The 22,307-nt window shown below is 60.9% G+C and carries 21 protein-coding genes and 1 tRNA gene; 11 read left to right on the top strand and 11 right to left on the bottom strand.

Translation table 11 applies throughout. From position 1 onward, the window contains the following. Nucleotides 1-80: 80 nt before the first annotated feature. Nucleotides 81-156 (top strand) — tRNA-Lys (locus NCS67_RS13565). A gap of 205 nt (nucleotides 157-361) precedes the next feature. Here NCS67_RS13565 and NCS67_RS13560 read toward each other — a convergent pair. Beyond that, nucleotides 362-2,158 carry a GmrSD restriction endonuclease domain-containing protein gene (locus tag NCS67_RS13560; RefSeq protein ID WP_250435406.1) on the bottom strand — a complete coding sequence of 599 codons (1,797 nt, stop codon included), beginning with the start codon at nucleotides 2,156-2,158 and terminating at the stop codon, nucleotides 362-364. A 172-nt stretch (nucleotides 2,159-2,330) separates the two neighbouring features. Next, complete coding sequence (locus NCS67_RS13555) at nucleotides 2,331-2,717, bottom strand: DUF488 domain-containing protein (protein WP_034470746.1); 387 nt, start codon at nucleotides 2,715-2,717, stop codon at nucleotides 2,331-2,333. Between the two features lie 198 nt (nucleotides 2,718-2,915). Here NCS67_RS13555 and NCS67_RS13550 point away from each other — a divergent pair, with 198 nt between their 5' ends. After that, entirely contained in the window at nucleotides 2,916-4,289 is a 1,374-nt protein-coding gene (locus tag NCS67_RS13550) for an MFS transporter (protein WP_034470744.1), read from the top strand. A 6-nt stretch (nucleotides 4,290-4,295) separates the two neighbouring features. Here NCS67_RS13550 and dbpA read toward each other — a convergent pair whose 3' ends face one another. Continuing rightward, nucleotides 4,296-5,678 (bottom strand): ATP-dependent RNA helicase DbpA, encoded by a 1,383-nt coding sequence (dbpA, locus tag NCS67_RS13545; protein WP_034470302.1) that lies wholly within the window; start codon nucleotides 5,676-5,678, stop codon nucleotides 4,296-4,298. A 5-nt stretch (nucleotides 5,679-5,683) separates the two neighbouring features. Then, entirely contained in the window at nucleotides 5,684-5,878 is a 195-nt protein-coding gene (locus NCS67_RS13540; protein ID WP_008352215.1) for a hypothetical protein, read from the bottom strand. Between the two features lie 156 nt (nucleotides 5,879-6,034). Between NCS67_RS13540 and NCS67_RS13535 the strand changes: the two genes are divergently transcribed. Then, nucleotides 6,035-6,895 (top strand): AraC family transcriptional regulator, encoded by an 861-nt coding sequence (locus tag NCS67_RS13535; RefSeq protein ID WP_250435440.1) that lies wholly within the window; start codon nucleotides 6,035-6,037, stop codon nucleotides 6,893-6,895. 68 nt (nucleotides 6,896-6,963) lie between these two features. Here the strand turns inward: NCS67_RS13535 and gyrB are convergent, their stop codons facing one another. The 3 genes from gyrB to dnaA form a co-directional block, all read right to left on the bottom strand. Continuing rightward, the gene (gyrB, locus tag NCS67_RS13530; RefSeq protein WP_008352217.1) at nucleotides 6,964-9,447 is read right to left on the bottom strand and encodes a DNA topoisomerase (ATP-hydrolyzing) subunit B; all 2,484 of its coding nucleotides are present in this window, start codon (nucleotides 9,445-9,447) and stop codon (nucleotides 6,964-6,966) included. Between the two features lie 135 nt (nucleotides 9,448-9,582). Further along, nucleotides 9,583-10,686 (bottom strand): DNA polymerase III subunit beta, encoded by a 1,104-nt coding sequence (gene dnaN / locus NCS67_RS13525; RefSeq protein ID WP_250435405.1) that lies wholly within the window; start codon nucleotides 10,684-10,686, stop codon nucleotides 9,583-9,585. 265 nt (nucleotides 10,687-10,951) lie between these two features. Continuing rightward, entirely contained in the window at nucleotides 10,952-12,532 is a 1,581-nt protein-coding gene (gene dnaA / locus NCS67_RS13520) for a chromosomal replication initiator protein DnaA (protein ID WP_250435404.1), read from the bottom strand. A gap of 406 nt (nucleotides 12,533-12,938) precedes the next feature. Between dnaA and rpmH the strand changes: the two genes are divergently transcribed. From rpmH to yidC, 4 genes are all read left to right on the top strand, one after another. Continuing rightward, nucleotides 12,939-13,073 (top strand): 50S ribosomal protein L34, encoded by a 135-nt coding sequence (rpmH, locus tag NCS67_RS13515; protein ID WP_004198824.1) that lies wholly within the window; start codon nucleotides 12,939-12,941, stop codon nucleotides 13,071-13,073. A gap of 83 nt (nucleotides 13,074-13,156) precedes the next feature. Beyond that, the gene (rnpA, locus tag NCS67_RS13510) at nucleotides 13,157-13,621 is read left to right on the top strand and encodes a ribonuclease P protein component (RefSeq protein WP_308196617.1); all 465 of its coding nucleotides are present in this window, start codon (nucleotides 13,157-13,159) and stop codon (nucleotides 13,619-13,621) included. A gap of 56 nt (nucleotides 13,622-13,677) precedes the next feature. Further along, on the top strand, nucleotides 13,678-13,983 hold the full coding sequence (gene yidD / locus NCS67_RS13505) for a membrane protein insertion efficiency factor YidD (RefSeq protein ID WP_033536595.1): 306 nt from the start codon (nucleotides 13,678-13,680) through the stop codon (nucleotides 13,981-13,983). A gap of 8 nt (nucleotides 13,984-13,991) precedes the next feature. Then, nucleotides 13,992-15,659 carry a membrane protein insertase YidC gene (yidC, locus tag NCS67_RS13500; RefSeq protein ID WP_008352228.1) on the top strand — a complete coding sequence of 556 codons (1,668 nt, stop codon included), beginning with the start codon at nucleotides 13,992-13,994 and terminating at the stop codon, nucleotides 15,657-15,659. Nucleotides 15,660-15,729: 70 nt separating this feature from the next. Here yidC and NCS67_RS13495 read toward each other — a convergent pair whose 3' ends face one another. Beyond that, nucleotides 15,730-16,146 carry a transcriptional regulator gene (locus NCS67_RS13495; RefSeq protein ID WP_008352229.1) on the bottom strand — a complete coding sequence of 139 codons (417 nt, stop codon included), beginning with the start codon at nucleotides 16,144-16,146 and terminating at the stop codon, nucleotides 15,730-15,732. 309 nt (nucleotides 16,147-16,455) lie between these two features. Here NCS67_RS13495 and mnmE point away from each other — a divergent pair, with 309 nt between their 5' ends. Next, nucleotides 16,456-17,844: a tRNA uridine-5-carboxymethylaminomethyl(34) synthesis GTPase MnmE gene (gene mnmE, locus NCS67_RS13490; RefSeq protein ID WP_008352230.1), complete on the top strand. Its 1,389-nt coding sequence runs from the start codon at nucleotides 16,456-16,458 to the stop codon at nucleotides 17,842-17,844. A gap of 12 nt (nucleotides 17,845-17,856) precedes the next feature. Here the strand turns inward: mnmE and NCS67_RS13485 are convergent, their stop codons facing one another. Then, a complete protein-coding gene (locus tag NCS67_RS13485) occupies nucleotides 17,857-18,327 on the bottom strand; it encodes an SgcJ/EcaC family oxidoreductase (RefSeq protein WP_008352231.1) in 471 nt (156 codons plus the stop codon). Further along, nucleotides 18,324-18,950 (bottom strand): LysE family translocator, encoded by a 627-nt coding sequence (locus NCS67_RS13480; RefSeq protein WP_239294320.1) that lies wholly within the window; start codon nucleotides 18,948-18,950, stop codon nucleotides 18,324-18,326. The genes NCS67_RS13485 and NCS67_RS13480 overlap by 4 nt, the downstream gene beginning before the upstream one ends. Before the next feature lie 401 nt (nucleotides 18,951-19,351). Here NCS67_RS13480 and sap1 point away from each other — a divergent pair, with 401 nt between their 5' ends. Together sap1 and NCS67_RS13470 are read left to right on the top strand one after the other, a co-directional pair. Then, a complete protein-coding gene (gene sap1, locus NCS67_RS13475; RefSeq protein WP_008352233.1) occupies nucleotides 19,352-19,696 on the top strand; it encodes a surface attachment protein Sap1 in 345 nt (114 codons plus the stop codon). Nucleotides 19,697-19,948: 252 nt separating this feature from the next. Further along, nucleotides 19,949-20,500 carry a YaeQ family protein gene (locus NCS67_RS13470; RefSeq protein ID WP_033536561.1) on the top strand — a complete coding sequence of 184 codons (552 nt, stop codon included), beginning with the start codon at nucleotides 19,949-19,951 and terminating at the stop codon, nucleotides 20,498-20,500. A gap of 3 nt (nucleotides 20,501-20,503) precedes the next feature. On the opposite strand, the gene NCS67_RS13465 is transcribed toward NCS67_RS13470, so the two are convergent. Next, nucleotides 20,504-20,911: a VOC family protein gene (locus NCS67_RS13465; protein WP_250435403.1), complete on the bottom strand. Its 408-nt coding sequence runs from the start codon at nucleotides 20,909-20,911 to the stop codon at nucleotides 20,504-20,506. Between the two features lie 244 nt (nucleotides 20,912-21,155). Between NCS67_RS13465 and NCS67_RS13460 the strand changes: the two genes are divergently transcribed. Continuing rightward, nucleotides 21,156-22,283, top strand: coding sequence for an integrase (locus NCS67_RS13460; protein ID WP_250435401.1), 1,128 nt, complete (start codon nucleotides 21,156-21,158; stop codon nucleotides 22,281-22,283). The last annotated feature ends 24 nt before the right edge of the window (nucleotides 22,284-22,307 follow it).

Raw genomic sequence — 22,307 nt, 5'->3', positions numbered from 1 at the left:
GGTTTCGTCAGAAAGTTAAGAATTTTCGCTGCGAGGGCTTGCGCTTCTGCAAAAGCTCCCGCTATAATTTCGCTTCTGTTGGGGCGTTAGCTCAGTTGGTAGAGCAGCGGACTCTTAATCCGTAGGTCGAGTGTTCGAGTCACTCACGCCCCACCAAAGAATTCCGAAGCCCGGTTAGCGAAAGCTGACCGGGCTTTTTGCTTTTCGTGCGCGTCGGATCAGCACGGCGTCTTTCTCATGCAACGACCGTCGCGCGCGCAGTGCATCGCAAACCCGGCCGAACGTAGCGACCTCCAACCGGGTTGATTTCGTTTGTCAGTTGTCGCATACACCTCGCCGACAACCTACGCGTCGACAATTCTCAAAGCACTTCGAACCAGGCCTTGATCTTGAGGGCCATCAACTTTCGACGCTCCTCCAGAAAGACGTCATATTCGTCGACATTTCCATACAGCATGGAGACCGGAACGCAGTTGGCTTCAAGATTTGCGATGAGATCCTCTCGCTTGTCGATGGCACCATACTTCCTGTCTCCACCTGTACATTGCATCAACAGCTCCTCGAAGTAGACTTTGGGGTCTTTCGCGCCAATCGCAATGTTGATTTCGCTTTGCGCCACGACATAATTCGCGATCTGGTTGTACATGGCCGCCTTGAATTGCTGAGTGGCCAGATGTTTCTTGGGATAGAGATGGTGCACGTCCGCCTGATTGAGTAACAGATCCATCACTGTTATATCCCGGGAGAGGAATCCCTTATCACCCAGCTTCGCTTGGGCAGCCATATAGCATAGAAAGTATGGGCTCTTAATCGAAGACGTCGTCATGAACTGCGGCAGCATCCCAGTCCAGAAACTGTCTGGCAACTCGTTCGCAATGACCGCATCGACGTATTGCTTGACGCCTTGCGATTCGACTTGTCGGATATCGAAGTCGAACTGAGACTCGGGTGATCCGCTATAGCGCCCCCGAAGCGTAGACATTGCGTACCAGCGTCGAACGATCCGCTCGAGTTCCGCCGCAGGAATGCCATTCTTGCGCCCTCGGAGATAAAGAACGTAGGCGAAATTCACTGCGTTCTGGCTGCTGATGAGCGACCTGGAGACAAATCCGGCCGAGCGCAGAATCATCGTGAATCGGTTGAAGTGCGTCTCGTTAATAAACGAAAGCACGCCGCTTTTCAACTGACCAAAGGATTGCTCCGCAATAGCCTCTTCGAACTGCTTCGTTTCGAAGTTCCGGCCCGATAGAAGCGCAACGAGATCCTGAAGCTTTCCGCGGCCGAATTCTGACGTGAACGCAACGCGCAACATGTCCGTGTAGGTGGGATCGTAAATGTCATCGTTGACATTGCAGATCCATTTCATCTTTTCGTAAAAGCCCGATGAAACGAATCTCTTGTCGGATGCTTCAATCTTTGCTTTGAAGTCCGGCGCGACGGCCAAATGGCAGAAATAGTCGATCGCCTTGCGCAACATGTTTCCGCCATGCGTCTCGTTCACCGCGATCTTCGACATCGCGAAATCGGCTTGCGACAGCGATGCTCCAGCCGAGTTGACACGAATGAAGATCTCCGTGACGGTTTCGATGTCGAGATCCTCGGCCAGCTCGATGACGCCCACGTGATTGTGAACAATGCCGCGCAGTTTCTCGAGAACGTTAAAGATCCTGTCTTGCGTACATCCGTTGTTGGCGATGCAGTAGTCGCTGACCAACTGGAAAACGCTGGTCTGTGAGTCGAAGACTGCTGCTATGTCCGGCAACCAAGCACTGTTCTTGCGAATAGCCGGGTTCGATACTTCGAACGTCTCCTCTTGAGGATTGAACGCGATACGAATCTGAACTGTTTCGTAGTCGTCGTTGAGAACCTCCACACCGAGCAACGAAGCCATTAACGCTGTCACGCGCTGCTGACCGTCGATCAAAATCCGCTTGCCCATCGACGTCGAACCATCCTTGAGCTTTACGTTCGGATTCTTCCACGCAATGAGATAGCCGACCGGATACCCCTGATACAGCGAATCAAGCAGGTTCCGGACGCGAGTTGCCTCCCAAACGAATGGGCGCTGAATTTCTGGAATGGCGATTTCACCGGACTTCACCCATGTCAGCAAAGTTTCGATCGGATGAGGAGTAACGGAATAACGTTGAGTTGACATTTCTGAAACAATCTTAGCTTTTTACTCGGATGCACTACTAACTACTTGCCCCATCGCGACATCCGTTCGGGTTGAATTCAGACATCCGAATCAGATTGCCGACGCGCCCGCCCAGCCGCGGGCGCTCACTTGAAGCCGAATTATAGACTCCGGCTCTGGAGTTATCGGACTCTCAAACCACCTCCGCCCCGCGCGCCTGCAACAACTCCCGCAGCACCGAGCGATGACACCGCGCCTCATCCTCGCAATAACACCCGACCGAAAAGTTCGCGGTATGCGACAACGCCGCCAGCAAATCGAGCGTCTTGCTCGCATCCGACTCAGCCATCTCCGCTTTGAACTTCTTCACGAACGCGCGCCAATCCTTGTCGTTCTCGGCATGAAGCGCCTGCGTCACCAGTTCCGGCGTCGGCGCTAGCACCGGATACCACACGTCATAAAAATCGCGCTTCGCGAACTCGGCCTTCGGCACGCCGCGCGGCGGCCGCCGCACCGTGCCGATCCGCAATCCTTCGTTCTCCGCGCGCGGCGTTCCCAGTCTCACGATCCGTATCGTCATCATCGGTCTCCTTCGATGAACCAAAGCCGTAAAAGCATAACCGCTGACATCGCTTTGAAAGCTCCCGGGCACCCATCCAGCGAAACCGCGAATCTTCCCGTATCGTTTCGGATTATTCTCCGTCCGCTTACATCCGGAATGCCCGTCGTGCCCACCGAAGAACGCCCGCAAGACCTGCCTCACGACCCCGACGCCCCGATGACCCCGCTCGAGCGCCGCGGCATGGCCGCGATCCTGCTCTCGGTCGCGCTGGCGACGCTCGACACCGCCATCGCCAATACCGCGCTGCCCGCGATCGCCGCCGATCTGCACACGACGCCCGCGGCCTCCGTCTGGATCATCAACGCCTATCAGCTCGCGATGGTCGCGACGCTGCTCCCGTTCGCCGCGCTCGGCGGCATTCTCGGGCATCGGCGCGTCTATCTCGGCGGGCTGATCGTGTTTCTGATCGCGTCGGCGGTATGCGCGTTTTCGTGGTCGCTGCCGACGCTCGTCGCCGCGCGCCTGCTGCAAGGCCTCGGCGCGAGCGCGATCATGAGCGTCAACGCGGCGCTCATCAGCGCGATTTTTCCGCCGCACCGGCTCGGACGCGGCGTCGGGCTGAATGCGCTCGTCGTCGGGATCGCGTTCGCGATCGGGCCGACGGTCGCGTCGATCGTCCTCTCGCTCGGCACCTGGCCGTGGCTCTTCGCGGTCAACTTGCCGGTCGGCGTGTTCGCGTTGATGATCGCGTGGCCGTCGCTGCCGCAGACGAAGCGCGCAGCGCACGGCTTCGATCGTTTCGCGGCGCTGCTCAACGTCGTCACGTTCGCGTCGCTGATCTTCGCGCTCGGCGAAGCGGCCCAGCGCGCGCCCGCGCACACCGTGCTCGCGTCGTTCGGCGTCGCGCTCGTCGCGGGCTTCCTGCTGCTGCGACGCGAACGCGGCCATCCCGCGCCGATGCTGCCCGTCGATCTCTTCCGCCGCCCGATGTTCGCCCTTTCGACGATGACCGCCATCTGCTCGTTCGCCGCGCAAGGGCTCGCGTTCGTGTCGCTGCCGTTCTTCTTCGAAAGCGTGCTCGGTCGCAGTCAGGTCGAAACAGGATTTCTGATGACGCCGTGGTCCGCGCTCGTCGCGCTCATGGCGCCGATCGCCGGACGTCTTTCCGATCGTCACGCGCCCGGTCTGCTCGGCGGCGTCGGGCTGGCGATTCTATGCGTGGGAATGGTTTCGCTCGCGATGCTGCCCGCAGAGCCGCATGCGCTGGAGATCTGCATTCGCATGGCGATTTGCGGCGCGGGCTTCGGTTTCTTTCAGTCGCCGAATCTGAAGGCGTTCATGTCGAGCGCGCCGCGCGAACGCAGCGGCGGCGCGAGCGGCATGATCGCGACGTCGCGTCTGATCGGACAGGCGACGGGCGCGGCGCTCGTCGCGTTGTGTTTCAGCATCGCCGGAAAGCATGGCCCGGCGCTCGCGTTGTCGCTGGGCGCGGCGTTCGCGGGCGCGGGAAGCATCGCGAGCGGATTGCGGCTCGTCACGCGCAAACAGTCGTCCGAGCGTATCGTGGGAGACGCGTCGCGCGAGGCGTGAGCGCGCTCACATCCGGCGCACTTTCACTTTGCGGCCTTTGAGCTTGCCCGCGCTCAGCTTGCGCACGGCGTCGTCCGCGACCTTTCGCTCGACGGCCACGTAGGTGACCATGTCCATCACGTTGATCTTGCCGATCTGCTTGCCGTCGAAGCCCGCTTCGCCGGTGAGCGCGCCGAGCACGTCGCCGGGGCGAATCTTGTCCTTGCGGCCGCCGAGAATTTGCAGCGTCGCCATCGGCGGCTTCAGATGACCCGGTTCCGCCGACGTCAGTTCGTCGAGCGGATGCCATTCCACTTCCGCGCGCTGCGCCTCTTCGATCGCGCCGACGCGCCCCATTTCGTCCATGCTCGCGAGCGACAGCGCCCAGCCTTCCTCATCGCCGCGACCGGTGCGGCCAATGCGATGCACATGCACTTCCGGGTCCGGCGTCACATCGACGTTGATCACCGCTTCCAGTTGCGCGATGTCGAGCCCGCGCGCGGCGACATCGGTGGCGACGAGCACCGAGCAACTGCGATTCGCGAACTGCACGAGCACCTGGTCGCGCTCGCGCTGCTCCAGTTCGCCGTGCAAGGTCAGCGCTTCGAAGCCTTGCGCGGACAGAACGTCGAGCAGATCGCGGCATTGCTGCTTCGTGTTGCAGAACGCGATCGTACTGACCGGGCGATAGTGATCGAGCAGCAAGCCGACGGCATGCAGGCGCTCGTGATCCTCGACCTGATAGAAGCGCTGCTTGATCTTCGCGTTGCTGTGCTGTTCCTTGAGCTTGATTTCGCGCGGATTGCGCAGGAACTGCTGGCTCAGTTTCGCGATGCCTTCCGGATACGTCGCCGAAAAGAGCAGCGTCTGACGATCTTTCGGGCATTGGCGCGCGACCGACGCGATATCGTCGAAGAAACCCATGTCGAGCATGCGATCCGCTTCGTCGAGGACGAGCGTGCGGACCGCATCGAGCGAAAGCGTCTCGCGCTGCAGGTGATCCATGATGCGTCCCGGCGTGCCGACGATGATATGCGCGCCGTGCTCGAGACTCGCGATCTGCGGGCGCATCGGCGTGCCGCCGCACAGCGTCAGCACTTTCACGTTCTCTTCCGCGCGCGCCAGGCGGCGGATTTCCTGCGTGACCTGATCGGCGAGTTCGCGCGTCGGACAGAGAACGAGCGCTTGCACCGCGAAGCGGGTCGCATCGAGTTTGGCGAGCAGCGGCAGCGTGAAAGCAGCGGTCTTGCCGCTGCCCGTTTTCGCCTGCGCGATGAGATCGTGGCCCGCGAGCGCCGGCGGCAGGCTCGCGGCCTGGATCGGCGTCATCGACAGATAGCCGAGCTGCTGCAGATTCGACTGCATCGCCGGCGAGAGCGGCAGGCTGCTGAAAGAGGTGTCGGTGGTCATGTCGGTTATCGCTTGCCGTGCGGCGTGATGTCCTGGACTTGCTCGTAGGTCACGTCGCCGTCGTTGGTCTCGTGGCGCGTGACGTAGTTGCGCGCGCCGCACATCGGGCAGCGGAACAGCAGGCCTTGGCCCTCGTTGTGAATATCGACGTCCGACAGCGCCCAATCGGCGCCGCAGGACTGGTTTCGGCAGGTGAACATGTTCGTATTTCTCGGTTCGTGGCGCGTTCGTGCGCTCAAAGGCGAAAGTGTACGCGTGTCTCGTGGCGGCGCGGTCGGCGCAAGTCCGCAAGAAATGCTAAAGCGGGTCGTGCTACGTTTCCTGACATCGGGTTCTCTTTCCTTTCGGAGCTGGCGATGAGCGAAAAGTCTTATGAGACGCGGCTCGCGCGCGTGGTCGCGTATATCCACGATCATCTCGACGACGCGCTCGATCTCAATCGGCTCGCCGAGGTGGCGTGTTTGTCGCCGTATCACTGGCATCGGATTTATCACGCGTTTTATGGAGAGACGGCGGCGGCGACCGTCCGACGCTTGCGGCTGCATCGCGCGTCGAACGAGCTTTTGCAGGGCGCCCTGCCGATCGATTCGATCGCCGAACACGCGGGTTACAGCAGCGTGCAGGCGTTTTCGCGGGCGTTTCAGGCGAGTTATCGGATTCCGCCGGCGCAGTTTCGCAGTGAGGGCGGCGCTTCGAGATTCGTTCCTTTGGATGAAGTTCGATCAGGAGATACGGCGATGCATCAGGTCGATATTCGTAGTCAGCGTGGATTTACGGTCGCGGCGATGGAGCATCGCGGGTCGTACATGAATATCGGGCGGGGGTTCGAGATGCTGTTTCACTGGCTCGCGGTGCGCGGGCTGGTCGATCCGCGGGCGCGCTCGCTCGGGATTTATTTCGATGATCCTTCCGCCGTCGCCGAAGACGATTTGCGCTCGATGGCTTGTTGTGAGCTCTTCTCCCCCGACGATGTGAAGTTCGAACCGCCGGTTTCGCGGGTGGAAGTCGCGGGTGGGGAGTTTGCGGTGCTCACGCATATCGGGCCGTATGCGCAGCTTTGTTTTGCGTATCAGTGGTTGTATGGGGAATGGTTGCCGCGCTCCGGGCGTGAAACCGGAGAGGCGCCGGTTTTCGAGGTTTATGTGAATGATCCGAGGGAGACCGCGCCGGGGGATCTGGTGACGGAGATTTGGTTGCCGTTGCGGCAAAGCGCGTGATGCGCGAAAAGACAAACCCGTGCCGCTTGCGCGGACACGGGTTTGGATGATGCAGAGACAATCAGCAATCAAACATCAATATTCCCCGCGCGCAGCGCGTTATTCTCGATAAACGCCCGACGCGGCTCGACATCATCACCCATCAGCGTCGTAAAGATGCCATCCGCCGCGATCGCGTCCTCGATCTGCACGCGCAGCAAACGCCGCACGTTCGGATCCATCGTCGTTTCCCACAGCTGCTCGGGATTCATCTCGCCCAAGCCCTTATAGCGCTGCTTCGAAACGTTGCGCTCGGCATCCGCGATCAGCCACTTCATCGCGCTCTTGAAATCCGTCACCGCCATCGAGCGCTCGCCGCGCTTGATCAACGCGCCTTCGCCGATCAAGCCCTTGAAGGTATCCGCCGTCGAAACGAGCTGCTTGTAATCCGCGGTCAGCTGCAGGTCTTCGTCGAACACCGTGACCTTCACGTTGCCATGATGACGCCGCTTGACATGCAGCGAGCGCAGCTCACGCACCTGATCGTAAGCCGGTTCGACGCTCACTTCCGGCTTCAGCGGGTCGGCACGCAGACGCTCTTCCAGACGCTTCGCCGATGCCTCCGCCGCTTCTTGCGACGACAGATCGATCACCACGCCGTCCATCACGGCCTCCAGCGAAGCCGCGTCGTAAATGCGGCTGAGACGATCGACGACGGCCTGCGCCAGCAAATAAGCACGCGCGAGCTCGCCCAACGCATCGCCGGAGATCGGATCGGCGCCTTCGCTCGGGATGAGTTCGGACCCTTGCAACGCCAGCTTCAACATATGCTGATTGAGCTCGTGCGCGTCCTTCATATAGCGCTCGTCCTTGCCCGCCTTGATCTTGTAAAGCGGCGGCTGCGCGATATAGATGTACCCGCGCTCGACGATCTCCGGCATCTGCCGATAGAAGAACGTGAGCAGCAGCGTGCGGATGTGCGCGCCGTCGACGTCCGCATCGGTCATGATGATGATGCGGTGATAGCGCAGCTTGTCGAGGTTGTAGTCGTCCTTGCCGATGCCGCAGCCGAGCGCCGTCACCAGCGTCACGATCTGCTCGGAAGACAGCAGTTTGTCGAAGCGCGCCTTCTCGACGTTCAGCACCTTGCCGCGCAGCGGCAGGATCGCCTGGAACTTGCGGTCGCGTCCCTGCTTCGCCGATCCACCCGCCGAGTCGCCCTCGACGATATAAATCTCGGACTTCGCCGGATCCTTCTCCTGACAATCCGCGAGCTTGCCCGGCAAACCGATGCCGTCGAGCACGCCCTTGCGACGCGTCATCTCACGCGCCTTGCGCGCGGCATCGCGAGCACGCGCGGCATCAACGATCTTGCCCGTGATGATCTTCGCGTCGTTCGGCGTTTCCTGCAGATAATCTTCCAGCGCCTTCGCGACGATTTCCTCGACCGGCGCGCGCACTTCCGACGACACGAGCTTGTCCTTCGTCTGCGAGCTGAACTTCGGCTCCGGCACCTTCACCGACAGCACGCACGACAAACCTTCGCGCATGTCGTCGCCGGTGGTCTCGACCTTCGCCTTCTTCGCGATGTCGTTATCGGTGATGTACTTGTTGATGACGCGCGTCATCGCCGCGCGCAGGCCCGTCAAGTGCGTGCCGCCGTCGCGCTGCGGAATGTTGTTAGTGAAGCACAGCACGCTTTCGTTGAAGCTGTCGTTCCACTGCATCGCCACTTCGACGGTCACGTTCTCGCGCTCGCCGACCGCGTGGAATACGGTCGGATGCAGCACCTGCTTCGCCTTGTTGATGTACTCGACGAAACCCTTCACGCCGCCCGCGAACGCGAAATCGTCTTCCTTGCCGGTGCGCTGATCCGTCAAGCGAATCCGCACGCCGTTGTTCAGGAACGAAAGCTCGCGCATGCGCTTGGCGAGAATGTCGTAGTGGAATTCGACATTGCCGAAGATAGTCGCGTCCGCCAGAAAGTGCACTTCGGTGCCGCGATTTTCCGTTTCGCCGACGACCGGCATCGGCGAATACTGCACGCCGTCTTCCTCGACGAGCTCGCGGTTCTGCACGACGCCGCGCGCGAACTCCATGAAGTGCTTCTTGCCGTCGCGGCGCACGGTCAAGCGCAGCCACTCCGACAGCGCGTTCACGCACGACACGCCCACGCCGTGCAGGCCGCCCGACACCTTGTAGCTGTTCTGGTCGAATTTGCCGCCCGCGTGCAACTCGGTCATCACGATTTCGGCGGCGCTACGCTTCGGATCGTGCTTGTCGTCGCGCTTCAGACCCGTGGGCACGCCGCGGCCGTTGTCGGTGACGGAAATCGAGTTGTCCGCGTGAATGACGACGTGAATGTCGTCGCAATATCCGGCGAGCGCTTCGTCGATGGAGTTGTCCAACACTTCGAAAACGAGGTGATGCAGACCGGTGCCATCCGACGTATCGCCGATATACATGCCCGGCCGCTTGCGCACGGCCTCCAGACCCTCGAGGATCTGGATCGACGATGCGCCGTAGCTGTTGTCAGGCTTGTTGTCGGGTTGCGAATTTGTGTTTTCAGTCATGGATTTTTTCCGGTTCTGCGTCACTGCTTCGACACTGCTTCGATAACGCTGCGATTACTGCTCGAACTTTTCAAAACACCTTAAAAACGCCAAAGGGGCGCGCCGCCCCTTGGAGTGTTCTCGGTATTGCGTGCGTCAGATACGCATCGGCATCACCACATACTTGAATTCCTCGTTCTCGGGAATCGTGATGAGCGCGCTGGAATTGGCGTCGCCAAGGCTCACCTTGAGCGTGTCGACCTTCAGATTCGCGAGCACGTCGAGCAGATACGTGACGTTGAATCCGATATCGACGGAATCGCCCTGATAAGCGATTTCCAGTTCTTCCTGCGCCTCTTCCTGGTCCGCGTTCGTGGACATGATCTTGAGCTGGCCCGGCTCGACGAGGCAGCGCACGCCCTTGAACTTGTCGGACGTGAGAATCGCCGCGCGCTGCAGCGAGCGCTGCAACTCTTCGCGGCCGATCTCGAACGTGTTCTTGTGCGACTTCGGAATCACGCGCTGGAAGTCGGGGAACTTGCCCTCGACGAGCTTCGACACCAGTTCCACCTGACCGAAGCTGAACTTCACCTGCGTCGCGGCGATGTCGATCCTCAACGAGTCGTCGATGTCTTCGAGCAGGCGCTGCAACTCGAGAATCGTCTTGCGCGGAATGATGACTTCCTGACGCGGGAACGAACCTTCGATCTTCATCGACGAGAACGCGAGACGGTGGCCGTCGGTCGCGACCGCCATCAGCTGGTCGCCATCCACCACGAGCAGCATGCCGTTCAGGTAGTAGCGGATGTCCTGCTGGGCCATCGCGAAATAAACCATGCCGAGCAACTGGCGGAACGTCTTCTGCGGAACCGAAAGGCTCGCGCCGAAGTCAGTAGCCTGGTTGACCGTGGGAAATTCGTCGGCGGCGAGCGTCTGGAGCGCGAAGCGGCTCTTGCCCGAACGCACCGTGAGACGCTTGTCGGAGAGGTCGAGCACGACTTCGCCCGAAGGCATCGCGCGCAGAATGTCGAGCAGCTTGCGCGCTGCGACCGTCGTGGCGACCTGATCGCTGCCGACGCCGAAATCGGCGCGCGTCGTGATCTGGAGTTCGAGGTCGGTCGAGAGGAACGACACATCGGCGCCGTTCTTGGTGATGAGCAAATTCGCGAGGATCGGCAACGTATGGCGGCGTTCTACGATGCCGCTCACGGTTTGCAGCGGCCTTAGAAGATTATCTCGTTCGGTCTTGACCAGTTGCATAGAGTTCCTTCGTTGATGTGACGGCCTGTCCGCCGGTTTCGCCACCAGATTTGCCCGACGGACAACCTCGTAACACGCGTTGCCGGCCCCCCGCCGGTCACTCGCGAAAACTGCGCTCGAATGCCGCCCAGGCCACGGACGGCTAAACCTATATTGTGCCTCAAAACGGAACCGCTCCCTAAAAATGGGGACGTTTTCGTTAAAAAACAGGCCGCCGGGCGCAATAAATGACGCGTGCGTTCCTGGCAAAGCGTCGATCGGTCGCTTAGCCCTTCAGCGTCTGTTCGAGCACGTGCAGTTCGTGGTTCAACTGCGCATCGGTGCCGCGCTCGGCCGCGATCTTGCGCACCGCGTGGAGCACGGTCGTGTGATCGCGTCCGCCGAACAGTTCGCCGATCTCGGGCAGGCTCTTTTGCGTCAGTTCCTTCGCCAGATACATCGCGATCTGGCGCGGGCGCGCAATGTTAGCCGGCCTCTTTTTCGAATACATGTCGGCGACCTTGATGTTGTAGAAATCAGCCACCGTCTTCTGGATGTTCTCCACCGAGATCTGCCGGTTCTGCACCGTCAGCAGGTCTTTGAGCGCTTCCTTGGTCAGTTCGATCGTGATGTCGCGGCCATGGAACTTCGAATACGCGAGGATCTTGCGCAGCGCGCCTTCGAGCTCGCGCACGTTCGAGCGCAGATGCTTCGCGACGAAGAACGCGACGTCCTCCGACAGGCTCACGCCTTCCGACAGCGCCTTCCTCATCAGAATCGCGACGCGCATTTCCAGTTCGGGCGGCTCGATCGCGACCGTGAGACCGGAGTCGAAGCGCGAGATCAGGCGATCGTCGATGCCGGAGATTTCCTTCGGATACGTGTCGCTCGTGATGATGACCTGCGCCTTGTTCGCGACGAGCGCCTCGAACGCGTAGAAGAACTCTTCCTGCGTGCGCGACTTGCCGGAGAAGAACTGAATATCGTCGATGAGCAGCAGATCGAGCGAGTGGTAATAGCGCTTGAAGTCGTCGAACGCCTTGCGCTGGTACGCCTTCACGACATCGGACACGTATTGTTCAGCGTGGATGTAGCGGATGCGCGCGCCCGCCTTGTCCATCAGCAACTGATTGCCGATGGCGTGAATCAGGTGCGTCTTGCCGAGACCCACGCCGCCATACAGAAAGAGCGGGTTGTACGAAATGCCGGGGTTGTCCGCGACCTGAATGGCCGCCGCGCGCGCGAGCTGGTTCGCCTTACCGGTGACGAAGTTGTCGAACGTCAGCACCGGGTTCAGTTTCGAGCGCTCGTAGGCGGAATCGTTTTCACCCGCGGCCGAAGGCGCGCCGCCCGGACGCCACGTGCGTCGGCCGGCAGCGGCTTCGTTGGCGTCGAGGCTCGGCAGGTCGAGATCGGCCTGATCTTCCTGCGTGGCTTGCGCCTGCTGTGCCGCTTCTGCGGCGAGCGCGTTGATGTGCGCGGTGGCGTTCGCATGCGCAACGACCGTCGGCGCCTGAGGCGCGGCCGCAGCCGGCGCCGGGGCGCGGGGCGCGACGGGCGCGCTCGCGGTCGGACGTGGCCCGGCATTCGGTCCGCCGCCGATGGCGTTGCGCGCGGTCGCTTTCGGATCGAGGACGAATTGCACGTCGATGGGCGCGCTGAAGAAGTCGCGCGCCACATCGGCGATGCGGCCCGAGAACTGGCTCTTCACCCAGTCGAGCTTGAAGCGATTGGGAGCGGCGATGCGCAAGGTGTTCGCGCCGGCATCGAAGTCGACCGGGGTCAGCGGCTTGATCCACGTGACGTACTGCTGCGGCGTGAGTTCGCGCGCAAGCAGTGCGGAACAGTGTTCCCAGAAATCGTTCATCGAATGCGGTCGTTATGGTTTGCTCCGCACCTGCGGGCCGTGCTTGCCGAACGTTCGGACAAGTCCCGGCACGGCCGAGCAGGGATGCTCCGGAGGCTTACGCCGCAAGGGTTTGCGGGCGGACGGCGGGCCGAAGCAGCGGGCGGATATTTGGGAGTAAGGCGAGATTCTAACGCCAAACGAGGGTGGCGCGCGAGTTATCCACAGGGTCAAATCAGCACGTCGAACGCGGTGGAAATGCGCAGGAATACGCGTTCGGTGGCGCTAAACTATTGACGGTCAATAGGAAAACGGTTTAAATAGCGGGTTCCGCGAAAACAGAATTCCTGAACCTCCGGCCATCGCGCTTGCAGTGACCACACTGGAGCCTTAGCCCGCGCGGTCAATCAACTCAAGTGAGAGCACCATGAAACGTACTTACCAACCTTCCGTTACCCGTCGCAAGCGCACCCACGGCTTTCGCGTTCGCATGAAGACCGCTGGCGGCCGCAAGGTCATCAACGCTCGCCGCGCGAAGGGCCGCAAGCGCCTGGCCATCTAAGTCTGCCGAGTGTTCGCTCGCGGTTGGATGTCGCACTCGACGGCGAGCCGCTCACGCGCCGCATAGAAGTCTTGAGACAGGACATCGTTCAGTTGCCGGCGCAGGCCGCGTTCCCCAAGGCCGCAAGGCTGCTGAAAACGGATGAGTTCTCATCCGTTTTTCGTTTGCGCCCCTGGCGCCGTTCGCCGCATTTCGTTCTGTACGGCAAGCCGTCCGGAAAGGAAGCGCGGCTCGGGCTGGTGATCGGCAAGAAGCAGGCGCCGCGCGCCGTCACGCGCAATCTGATCAAACGGCTTGCGCGCGATGCGTTCCGGCTGCGTCGCACGCAGTTGGACGGATTCGACATTCTCGTGCGGCTGCACGCGAAGATCGACCGCAAGGCAATGCCGAGCGCGAGCTCCCCGCCGCTTCGGGCGCTCGTCGGCAGCGAGCTGGAAACTTTGTTCGACCGTGCCGTGCGCGAAGCCGCGCGCCGCAGGGCCGAAACCGTGGCGGCGCCGCCCGAGGCGCCCGCCGTCGACGAATCATCCGGCCCGTCAGGGTCATGAAGCGCGGATTGCGCAGACTCGCCTCCACGGCAAGTCCGGCGCGCGGCGCGAAGCTTATGCAAACGGCACTCATCGCGTTGTTGCGCTTCTACAAGGTTGCTGTGAGCCCTCTGCTCGGCAACCGGTGCCGCTTTTATCCTTCCTGTTCCGACTACGCGCGCGAGGCAATCCAGTATCATGGCGCCGCGCATGGCACGTATCTCGCCGTGAAGCGGCTTTGCCGCTGCCATCCTCTTTCGGCGGGCGGCGTCGATCTCGTGCCGCCTCCCAACGCACAAGAATCTGGCGCGGACGCCGCAAGCCCCGGGCAAGACAAGCTTTCAACACCAAACGGCGCTAAAGCGCTTTCCGATCGACACTGAGACAACGCATGGATATCAAACGCACCGTCCTATGGGTCATCTTCTTCGTGTCAGTTGTCCTGCTGTTCGACAACTGGCAACGCGACCATGGGCGCCCGTCGATGTTCTTCCCGAGCGCGACGCAACCGGCGAAGACCGCCAGCAACCCGGCACCGGGCTCGGCCGCATCCGGCGCGCAGCCGTCCGAACTGCCGAACGCGCCCGCGGGCACGGCCGCTCCCGGATCGACGACGCCGCCCGCCACGGCGCAATCGCAGCTCGTCAAGTTCACGACGGACGTGTATTCCGGTGAAATCGACACGCGCGGCGGCACACTCTCGAAGCTTTCGCTGGTCAAGGAAGGCGACGGCAAGCAGCCGGACCTTTACATCACGCTGTTCGATCACACCGCGAACCACACGTATCTCGCGCGCACGGGCCTGCTCGGCGGCGATTTCCCGAATCACAACGACATCTTCACGCCCGTTCCCGGCCAGACTTCGCTGACGGGCGACGAAAAGACGCTGAAGATCGCGTTCGAATCGCCCGCGAAGGGTGGCGTGAAGGTCATCAAGACCTACACGTTCACGCGCGGCAGCTATGTGATCAACGTCGATACGAAGATCGAGAACGTGGGCACCGCGCCGGTCACGCCGAAGCTCTACATGGAGCTCGTGCGCGACAACACGCCGGTCGAGACGCCGCGCTTCTCGCATACCTTCATCGGGCCGGCGGTCTACACGGATCAGAAGCACTTCCAGAAGATCGACTTCTCCGACATCGACAAGAACAAGGCAACGTTCGAGACCTCGTCGGATAACGGCTGGATCGCGATGGTGCAGCACTATTTCGCGTCCGCGTGGATTCCGCAGCAAGGCGTGAAGCGCGACATCTACGTGCAGAAGATCGACCCGGACCTGTACCGCGTCGGCGTGACGATGCCCGCGCAGACCATCGCGCCGGGACAGACCGTGAACGTCGATGCGCGTCTCTTCGCCGGTCCGGAAGAAGAGCGCATGCTCGAAGGCATCGCGCCGGGTCTGGAGCTGGTGAAGGACTACGGCATGGTGACGATCATCGCCAAGCCGCTCTTCTGGCTGCTCGAGAAGATTCACAGCTATGTCGGCAACTGGGGCTGGGCGATCGTGCTGCTCACGCTGCTCATCAAGGCCGTGTTCTTCCCGCTGTCGGCGGCGAGCTACAAGTCGATGGCGCGCATGAAGGAAATCACGCCGCGCATGCAGCAGATCCGCGAGCGCTTCAAGAGCGATCCGCAGAAGATGAACGCCGAACTGATGTCGCTGTACAAGACCGAGAAGGTCAATCCGTTCGGCGGCTGTCTGCCGGTCGTCGTGCAGATTCCGGTGTTCATCTCGCTGTACTGGGTGCTGCTGTCGTCGGTGGAAATGCGCGGCGCGCCGTGGATCGGCTGGATTCACGATCTGTCGCAGCAAGACCCGTATTTCATCCTGCCGGTGCTGATGGCCGTCTCGATGTTCCTGCAGACGAAGCTGAACCCCACGCCGCCGGACCCCGTTCAGGCCAAGATGATGATGTTCATGCCGATCGCGTTCTCGGTCATGTTCTTCTTCTTCCCGGCCGGTCTCGTGCTGTACTACGTGGTGAACAACGTGCTGTCGATCGCGCAGCAGTACTACATCACGCGCATGATGGGAAAGAGTAAGAAGGCGGCGTAAGCGCTGCGTCTGCTTCTGATGCGAAAACGCCCGGCTCTGGCCGGGCGTTTTGTTTTGGTGGAGTGGGAATTTACCGCTTCATCGATCCGTAGAACTGCTCGACGAGCTCCTCGAGCAAGTATCGATGATGCGGCGACAGCGCTTCGATCTTCGTCGCCAGTTCGAGCGTCTCCTCGGACGCGGGATATTGCTCGTCGCGCGCAAGCGGCTTCGGCGTGACCTGCGGATTGCCGCTCGGCGGCGGCCCGTAGTGCAGCCAGTGTTGGTCGACCTTGAACCAGTCGGCGAGCGTCTTCAGCTTGTCGGCGGTCGGGATCGAACGCGCGGTGAGCCACTTGTGCGCCGTCTGCGGCGAAACGGGCTCGCCTTGATAGCGCAGGTTGAAGTGCAATGCGAGATCAGTCGCTCCGCGCATCTTTTCGGGTGCGCGGGTCATCGAGAATTTGAGCCGCTCGGAGAAATCGGCCTTTTCTTGTGGTGTAGGCATGGGCTGGATTGTGCGAGGCAATCGCTGCTTACCAGTCAACCAATTGCGCTACTTTTGGCGCGAGGCTGCGCCTCTTTATCTTGATTAAGTGTTGTTGTTGATTGCCGTTTGGCAGCGAGCTTGCATCATATCGCCAATCGCTGCGCGGCTTGCGTTCTTCAATGCACGAAGTTTCGCTTTCCGTTTCGTTGGGATCCTCTATCTCAAAAAAGATAATTCATACGGGACGCTTCCGACAGCGCTGGACAAAGGGAATCAGACGCCGCGCTACAATGCCCGCACTTTGAAACCATCACATTGCGCATCGACATGCTGAGCAACGACACCGATCCAATCGTCGCAATCGCCACCGCACCGGGGCGTGGCGGGATCGGCGTCGTGCGGCTGTCGTTCGGTCGCGCAGGCGAGGCCGCCGCGCAAAAGGCGATGCACGCGTTGTGCGGCCAGGCGCTCGCGCCGCGTCATGCGAGCTACGTGCCGTTTAGCGACGGCAACGGCGAAGCGCTCGACCGCGGCATCGCGCTCTATTTCCCCGCGCCCAACTCCTACACCGGCGAGCATGTGCTGGAGTTGCAAGGACACGGCGGCCCGATCGTGCTGCAACTCGTCCTGCAACGGGCGATCGAAGCCGGCCGCGATTTCGGCCTGCGGCTCGCCGAGCCGGGTGAATTCACGCGACGCGCGTTTCTCAACGACAAGCTCGATCTGGCGCAGGCGGAGGCCGTCGCCGATCTGATCGAAGCGAGCACCGAAGCCGCCGCGCGCTCGGCCGGGCGTTCGCTGGAAGGCGCGTTCTCGCGCGAGATCCATGCGCTGGTCGAAGACGTGATCACGCTGCGCATGCTCGTCGAAGCGACGCTGGATTTTCCCGAGGAAGAGATCGACTTTCTCGAAGCCGCGGACGCGCGCGGGAAGCTCGCGCGCATCCGCGAGCGGCTCGACACGGTTCTCGCCGACGCGCGTCAGGGCGCGCTTTTGCGCGAGGGTTTGTCGGTCGTGCTCGCGGGCCAGCCGAACGTGGGCAAGTCGTCGCTGCTGAATGCGCTCGCGGGCGCGGAACTGGCGATCGTCACGCCGATTGCCGGAACGACGCGCGACAAGGTCGCGCAGACGATCCAGGTCGAAGGCATTCCGCTGCACATCATCGACACGGCGGGGCTGCGCGAGACGCAGGACGAGGTGGAGCGCATTGGCATCGAGCGCACGTGGGGCGAAATCGAGCGCGCTGATGTCGTGCTGCATCTGCTCGATGCGCGCGAAGGCGTGACGCCGGAAGATCAGGCCATCGCGGCGCGCTTTCCGGCTGGCGTGCCCGTCGTGCGAGTGATGAACAAGACAGACCTCGCGGGCGCGCCGTCATCTGTGCGCGATGCGGAAGGTCACGCGCGCGAAGTCAATCTGTCGGCGAAAACCGGCGATGGCATTTCGCTGCTGCGCGACGAGCTGCTGAAGATCGCGGGCTGGCAAGCGGGCGCAGAGAGCGTGTATCTCGCCCGCGAGCGTCATCTGATCGCGCTGCGCGAGGCGCGGGAACATCTCGCGCTCGCCGCCGGACATGCCGATCAACAGTCGCAAGTGCTCGATCTTTTCGCGGAAGAACTGCGGCTCGCGCAAGACGATCTCAACGCGATCACGGGCGAATTCACTTCCGATGACTTGCTCGGCGTGATTTTCAGCCGCTTCTGCATCGGAAAGTAGACGTCCAAATAACTACGCGCCCGCCGGTTTGCCGAGCTCGCGCAATTCCACGCTGAGCTTTTCGCTTTCTTCCGGCCGTCCGTGAAACGCGGCAGGCGTGTTCTGGAACATCTCGATCCGGTACACGCCATCGCAAAGCGACAGCACCATCGTCTGAACCGCGTTCAGACTCGGCTCGAGCGCCGTCGCGCCGCGCGGCCACATGCCCGCGACGGCACGCAGCAGCAACGTCTGCCCGTTCGCCATGCGCCTCACCTCGCGCACCTTCGCGACGAAACGCGGCGTCGGATGCTGGGCGAAAATCGGCTGAAGATGCGCCTCGATGCAGGCGCGCCCGTCGATGGCGCTGCCGTCGAAACCGACAAGACTGCCGCGCTCCGTGAAGCGCGCCGCCATCGCGGCCGCGTCCTGCCTGTTCCAGTCGTCGAGCAGGCCGAAATACACGCGCCGCGCGCTTGCGGTCCAATCGTCCGGCTGACTCATGCTGCTTTTTTCCATGCCGCGGCGAAAATGCCCGCGCCCATCAGGAGCGCGCCGCCGGTGCGGTTCACCGCGCGCTGCACGGAAGCCTTGCGGATCGCCTTGCGCGCGCCGGACGCGAGCAGCGCGTAGGCGAACGCGTTGGCGGCCGCCAGTCCGACGAAGGTTGCTTCGAGAATCGCGATCTGCGACACGCTCGCCGCGTGGGGATCGACGAATTGCGGCACGAACGCGACGAAGAAAATGATGCTCTTCGGGTTCAACGTCGTGACGGCGTACGCGTGGGCCATGATTCGGCTCGTGCGCAGTTCGCCGGTAGGCTGGACCGCGTCCGTATCGACCACCGGCGCGCGCCAAAGCTTGATGCCGAGGTACACGAGATACGCCGCGCCGATCCACTTCACGACCATGAACAATTCAGCCGATGCCGCCAGCACCACGCCGAGGCCGAGCATCGATGCGGTCATCGCGGTAAGGTCGCCGAGCGCGACGCCGATGGTCGTCGCGAATGCGTACTTGCGGCCGTGGCCGAGCGCGTAGGACACGACGAGCAGCACGGTCGGGCCGGGAATCGCGACGAGGATCGCCGACGCGATCGCGAACGGCAGCCATTGGGCAAGGGTCATGCTTGATCTCCAGAGTTCGATGCGTCGATTTATCCATGAACGCCGAACGCGTGCAATAGGCCGATTGGCCATCTTGACGCGCGCAGAGCGCATCGGTCGTTATGTGTTGGATCAGTCTCACGGGCGTCTAATGCAACGCACCACGCGCGCGCGGCAGGCAAATTGTCACAGTCCTTCCGGCATAAGAGCGAGCTTTCATTTCTTTTCGCGCTTCGTTTTCGCGATTTTTAACTGGATTTCAATCGCCGCTTCACTTGAAAAGCGCCTGCGACATTCTGACGTGTTGCGGTCGCACATAACATATGCTTGCAAGTTTGCCTCCGTCAACTAGCATGAGTTTTGCGGTCAGCCGCTTTTAAATACATAGCTAATTTCGAAACGGTTTCGTTTGGGGGCTATACATGAAAAGACGCGTCGGTATTCTCTTCGCGATGATGGGTTTGTTTGCAACCGTTTCCGCAGCGCAAGCCCAAGACGGCGTTATTCAGCCTCAGCAGACGTTCACTTTCAGGCCAAACTCGTATGGCTGCTTATCCAAGGACAAGTTCGATTCGGCCGATCAACACGCGAAAGCCGGCGAGCATCAGAAGATGCAGCAGTTCTTCGAGGGTTTCGAATGCATTTCGACTCCGGTCGATTCGCATTTTCGCGTGATTCGCGTGGTGGGCCATGACATCGAATTCGTCAACGCCTCAAATAGCGACACGCAAGGTATGTGGACCGCGGATCGTTTCATCGATCAATAAGCGGTTCCTCGCAGAATATCCAGCCGACGATCCGGCGCGATTATTGAATTGCGCCGGAAGCGGGATTTATCCGTGAATTAATCGGCGGCAACAGGCCATCGATCCATTCCGCCGCGATCGAAGCACGATCGTGCGCGTCGGCGTCTTCCAAATTTCCTTCGATTCCCCGCACAATGTCGGTTTCGCGCGCAAATGCTCGCGCCATCTCGACAATTCTTTTCCGCTGGCCGAAAGACCGGCGTCCGATGCTGAATGGCTCTCAAATCCACGATCTACAAGGCAGACCTGCAAATTGCCGACATGGATCGCCACTACTACGGCGATCATTCCCTGACCATTGCGCGCCATCCCTCGGAGACGGACGAACGGATGATGGTGCGCGTCGCCGCGTTCGGCATGTTCGCCGACGAGCGTCTCGAATTCTGCAAAGGCTTGTCCGACACGGATGAGCCCGATCTGTGGCAAAAGGATCTCACCGGGCAGATCCAGACGTGGATCGAAGTCGGCCAGCCGGACGAACGGCGCATCTCGAAGGCGAGTGGCCGCTCGGAGCGCGTGATCGTGATCGCGTATGCGGGAAAGACCGCGGATATCTGGTGGAACGGCGTGAAGGGCAAGGTCGAACGGTTGCAGAACGTGACGGTCTGGTCGCTCGCGGATGGCATCGCAGAAGCGCTCGGCAAGCTGGCCGAACGGACGATGCGTTTGCAGATGATGGTGCAGGACGGCGACGTCACGCTAGGCAGCGAGACTGCCGACGCCGTCGCGATCCGCTGGAACGTTCTGAAGGACGGCGCGGCCTGAACATCAGACGTCGGGCCGACCTTTGAACTCGATCATGTTGCCTTCCGGATCGAAGAAATAGAGCGACGGGCCGAAGCCTTCGGCGCCGTATCGTCGCGCCTCTTCACCGATGCGCGCGCCATGCTTTTCGAGATGCGCGCGTAACGTGTCGGCATCGAACGGTTCGACGCGCACGCACAGATGATCCATATTGCCACCCGCGCCGGGCTGACCGCTCTCCGGCCGATCGATTTTCGCGCCGACGGCCAGCAGATCGATCAGCGAACGGCCCGCGCGCATCTGCACGAGGCCGATATCGCGCTGCTCCTTCTCGACCGGACAACCTAATACGACGCGATAGAAGTCCACCATGCGGTCGAGATCGGCGCAGCGGATGACGACGTGGTCGATTTCGCGGATCTCGAAGTGCATGCGGGCCTCGCATGTTTTGTATGGCGATCAGTTTAGCCGGTTGGGGAAGTGCAGATGGGTGCAGAAATGGGAAAGGGCCTGGGTTTGAGCCAGGCCCTTTGGATTCGTGGTGGAGAGGAGGAGGATCGAATTCCCGACCTTCGCATTGCGAATGTAAAAACCTGGTCTTGTGGCTTGGGGCTTATAGCTTCAGTCTCGAATATTTGCCACAATATCGCCACACTCACTTGAGCAAACACCAGAAATGCCGACCATTCGAAAGCGTGGGCAGTACCAATGGGAGGCGCAGGTACGCCGACGTGGCTATCCAGCGCAAAGCAAAACCTTTAATACCAAAGCTGAGGCGGAAGCTTGGGCCACCTTGATCGAATCGGAGATGTCTCGCGGTGTGTGGGTCAGCCGCAGTGAGGCCGAGGCGACGACGCTTTTCGAAGCACTGAAACGTTATGCGGAAGAAGTCTCGCGGTCAAAGAAGGGCGTTGCGCAGGAATCATCCGTCATTAGGACTTGCCAAGCAGACGAATTAGCTAAACGGCCGCTGGCCGGGATCCGTAGCGCAGATATTGCGAAGCTTCGGGACGAATGGCTGAAGAACTACAAGCCAGCGACAGTGCTACGTCGCTTAGCGGTCTTGTCACACGTTTTCAACATCGCCCGAAGAGAATGGGGCATGGAAAGCCTTTCGAATCCAGTCGAGCTCGTGCGAAAGCCCCAGCCAAATAACGCACGCACTCGTCGCATTGCTGCTGGCTGCACCACTACCGTTGCTCATGGCGTGGGAAAGTCCGACTTTGAACGCGGCGCACAAGACGGCGAACTTGAACGCGTGTCGAGGGCTAGTGGCTCGAGATTGCTGCCGCCCATCATTAATCTAGCCGTCGAAACCGCGATGCGGCGGGGCGAGATAGTGTCCCTGTTGTGGATGCACGTGGACCTCAATCGCTGCGTCGTGCATCTACCGTCGACGAAGAATGGGAACGCCCGTGACGTGCCTCTGTCTTCGCGTGCTGTTGCAGTGCTCCAGCCATTGAAAGCCTTGTACGACGCCAAAGGCAATTCGACCAACAACGGCGATAACAACGCCGACCGCGTGTTTGAGATTCGCACCGACGCCGTCACCCGAGCCTTCGAACGTGCAGTGACACGGGCCCGGAAGATATACATAGATGAGTGCCGGGCGGCCGAATTGAAGCCAGACGGAAAATTTTTGACCAATCTTCGCTTTCACGACCTGCGGCATGAGGCAACTTCCCGCTTGGCGTCGATCTTCCCCATGCATGAATTAACAAAAATCACCGGCTACAAAGACCCACGGATGTTGATGCGGTACTACCACCCGAGAGCCGAGGATTTAGCAAAGAAATTATCCTAACGTCAACAAATGCTTGCACGAGGG

Origin of the sequence: Caballeronia sp. ATUFL_F2_KS9A (assembly GCF_023630765.1) — a bacterium.
Classification (GTDB): domain Bacteria; phylum Pseudomonadota; class Gammaproteobacteria; order Burkholderiales; family Burkholderiaceae; genus Caballeronia; species Caballeronia zhejiangensis.
Note: the sequence above shows the minus strand (reverse complement) of the source record. Positions and strands in the feature narration are given on the sequence as shown.

Excerpts from the sequence above, each read along its gene's own strand:
- NCS67_RS13470 (WP_033536561.1), top strand. The coding sequence starts at position 19,949 with ATGGCTCTCAAATCCACGATCTACAAGGCAGACCTGCAAATTGCCGAC.
- mnmE (WP_008352230.1), top strand. The coding sequence starts at position 16,456 with ATGCTGAGCAACGACACCGATCCAATCGTCGCAATCGCCACCGCACCG.
- yidD (WP_033536595.1), top strand. The coding sequence starts at position 13,678 with ATGCAAACGGCACTCATCGCGTTGTTGCGCTTCTACAAGGTTGCTGTG.
- NCS67_RS13460 (WP_250435401.1), top strand. The coding sequence starts at position 21,156 with ATGCCGACCATTCGAAAGCGTGGGCAGTACCAATGGGAGGCGCAGGTA.
- NCS67_RS13555 (WP_034470746.1), bottom strand. The coding sequence starts at position 2,717 with ATGACGATACGGATCGTGAGACTGGGAACGCCGCGCGCGGAGAACGAA.
- NCS67_RS13480 (WP_239294320.1), bottom strand. The coding sequence starts at position 18,950 with ATGACCCTTGCCCAATGGCTGCCGTTCGCGATCGCGTCGGCGATCCTC.
- NCS67_RS13550 (WP_034470744.1), top strand. The coding sequence starts at position 2,916 with ATGACCCCGCTCGAGCGCCGCGGCATGGCCGCGATCCTGCTCTCGGTC.
- NCS67_RS13465 (WP_250435403.1), bottom strand. The coding sequence starts at position 20,911 with ATGCACTTCGAGATCCGCGAAATCGACCACGTCGTCATCCGCTGCGCC.
- sap1 (WP_008352233.1), top strand. The coding sequence starts at position 19,352 with ATGAAAAGACGCGTCGGTATTCTCTTCGCGATGATGGGTTTGTTTGCA.
- yidC (WP_008352228.1), top strand. The coding sequence starts at position 13,992 with ATGGATATCAAACGCACCGTCCTATGGGTCATCTTCTTCGTGTCAGTT.
- dnaA (WP_250435404.1), bottom strand. The coding sequence starts at position 12,532 with ATGAACGATTTCTGGGAACACTGTTCCGCACTGCTTGCGCGCGAACTC.
- NCS67_RS13560 (WP_250435406.1), bottom strand. The coding sequence starts at position 2,158 with ATGTCAACTCAACGTTATTCCGTTACTCCTCATCCGATCGAAACTTTG.
- gyrB (WP_008352217.1), bottom strand. The coding sequence starts at position 9,447 with ATGACTGAAAACACAAATTCGCAACCCGACAACAAGCCTGACAACAGC.
- NCS67_RS13535 (WP_250435440.1), top strand. The coding sequence starts at position 6,035 with ATGAGCGAAAAGTCTTATGAGACGCGGCTCGCGCGCGTGGTCGCGTAT.
- NCS67_RS13540 (WP_008352215.1), bottom strand. The coding sequence starts at position 5,878 with ATGTTCACCTGCCGAAACCAGTCCTGCGGCGCCGATTGGGCGCTGTCG.
- dnaN (WP_250435405.1), bottom strand. The coding sequence starts at position 10,686 with ATGCAACTGGTCAAGACCGAACGAGATAATCTTCTAAGGCCGCTGCAA.
- rpmH (WP_004198824.1), top strand. The coding sequence starts at position 12,939 with ATGAAACGTACTTACCAACCTTCCGTTACCCGTCGCAAGCGCACCCAC.
- NCS67_RS13495 (WP_008352229.1), bottom strand. The coding sequence starts at position 16,146 with ATGCCTACACCACAAGAAAAGGCCGATTTCTCCGAGCGGCTCAAATTC.
- NCS67_RS13485 (WP_008352231.1), bottom strand. The coding sequence starts at position 18,327 with ATGAGTCAGCCGGACGATTGGACCGCAAGCGCGCGGCGCGTGTATTTC.
- dbpA (WP_034470302.1), bottom strand. The coding sequence starts at position 5,678 with ATGACCACCGACACCTCTTTCAGCAGCCTGCCGCTCTCGCCGGCGATG.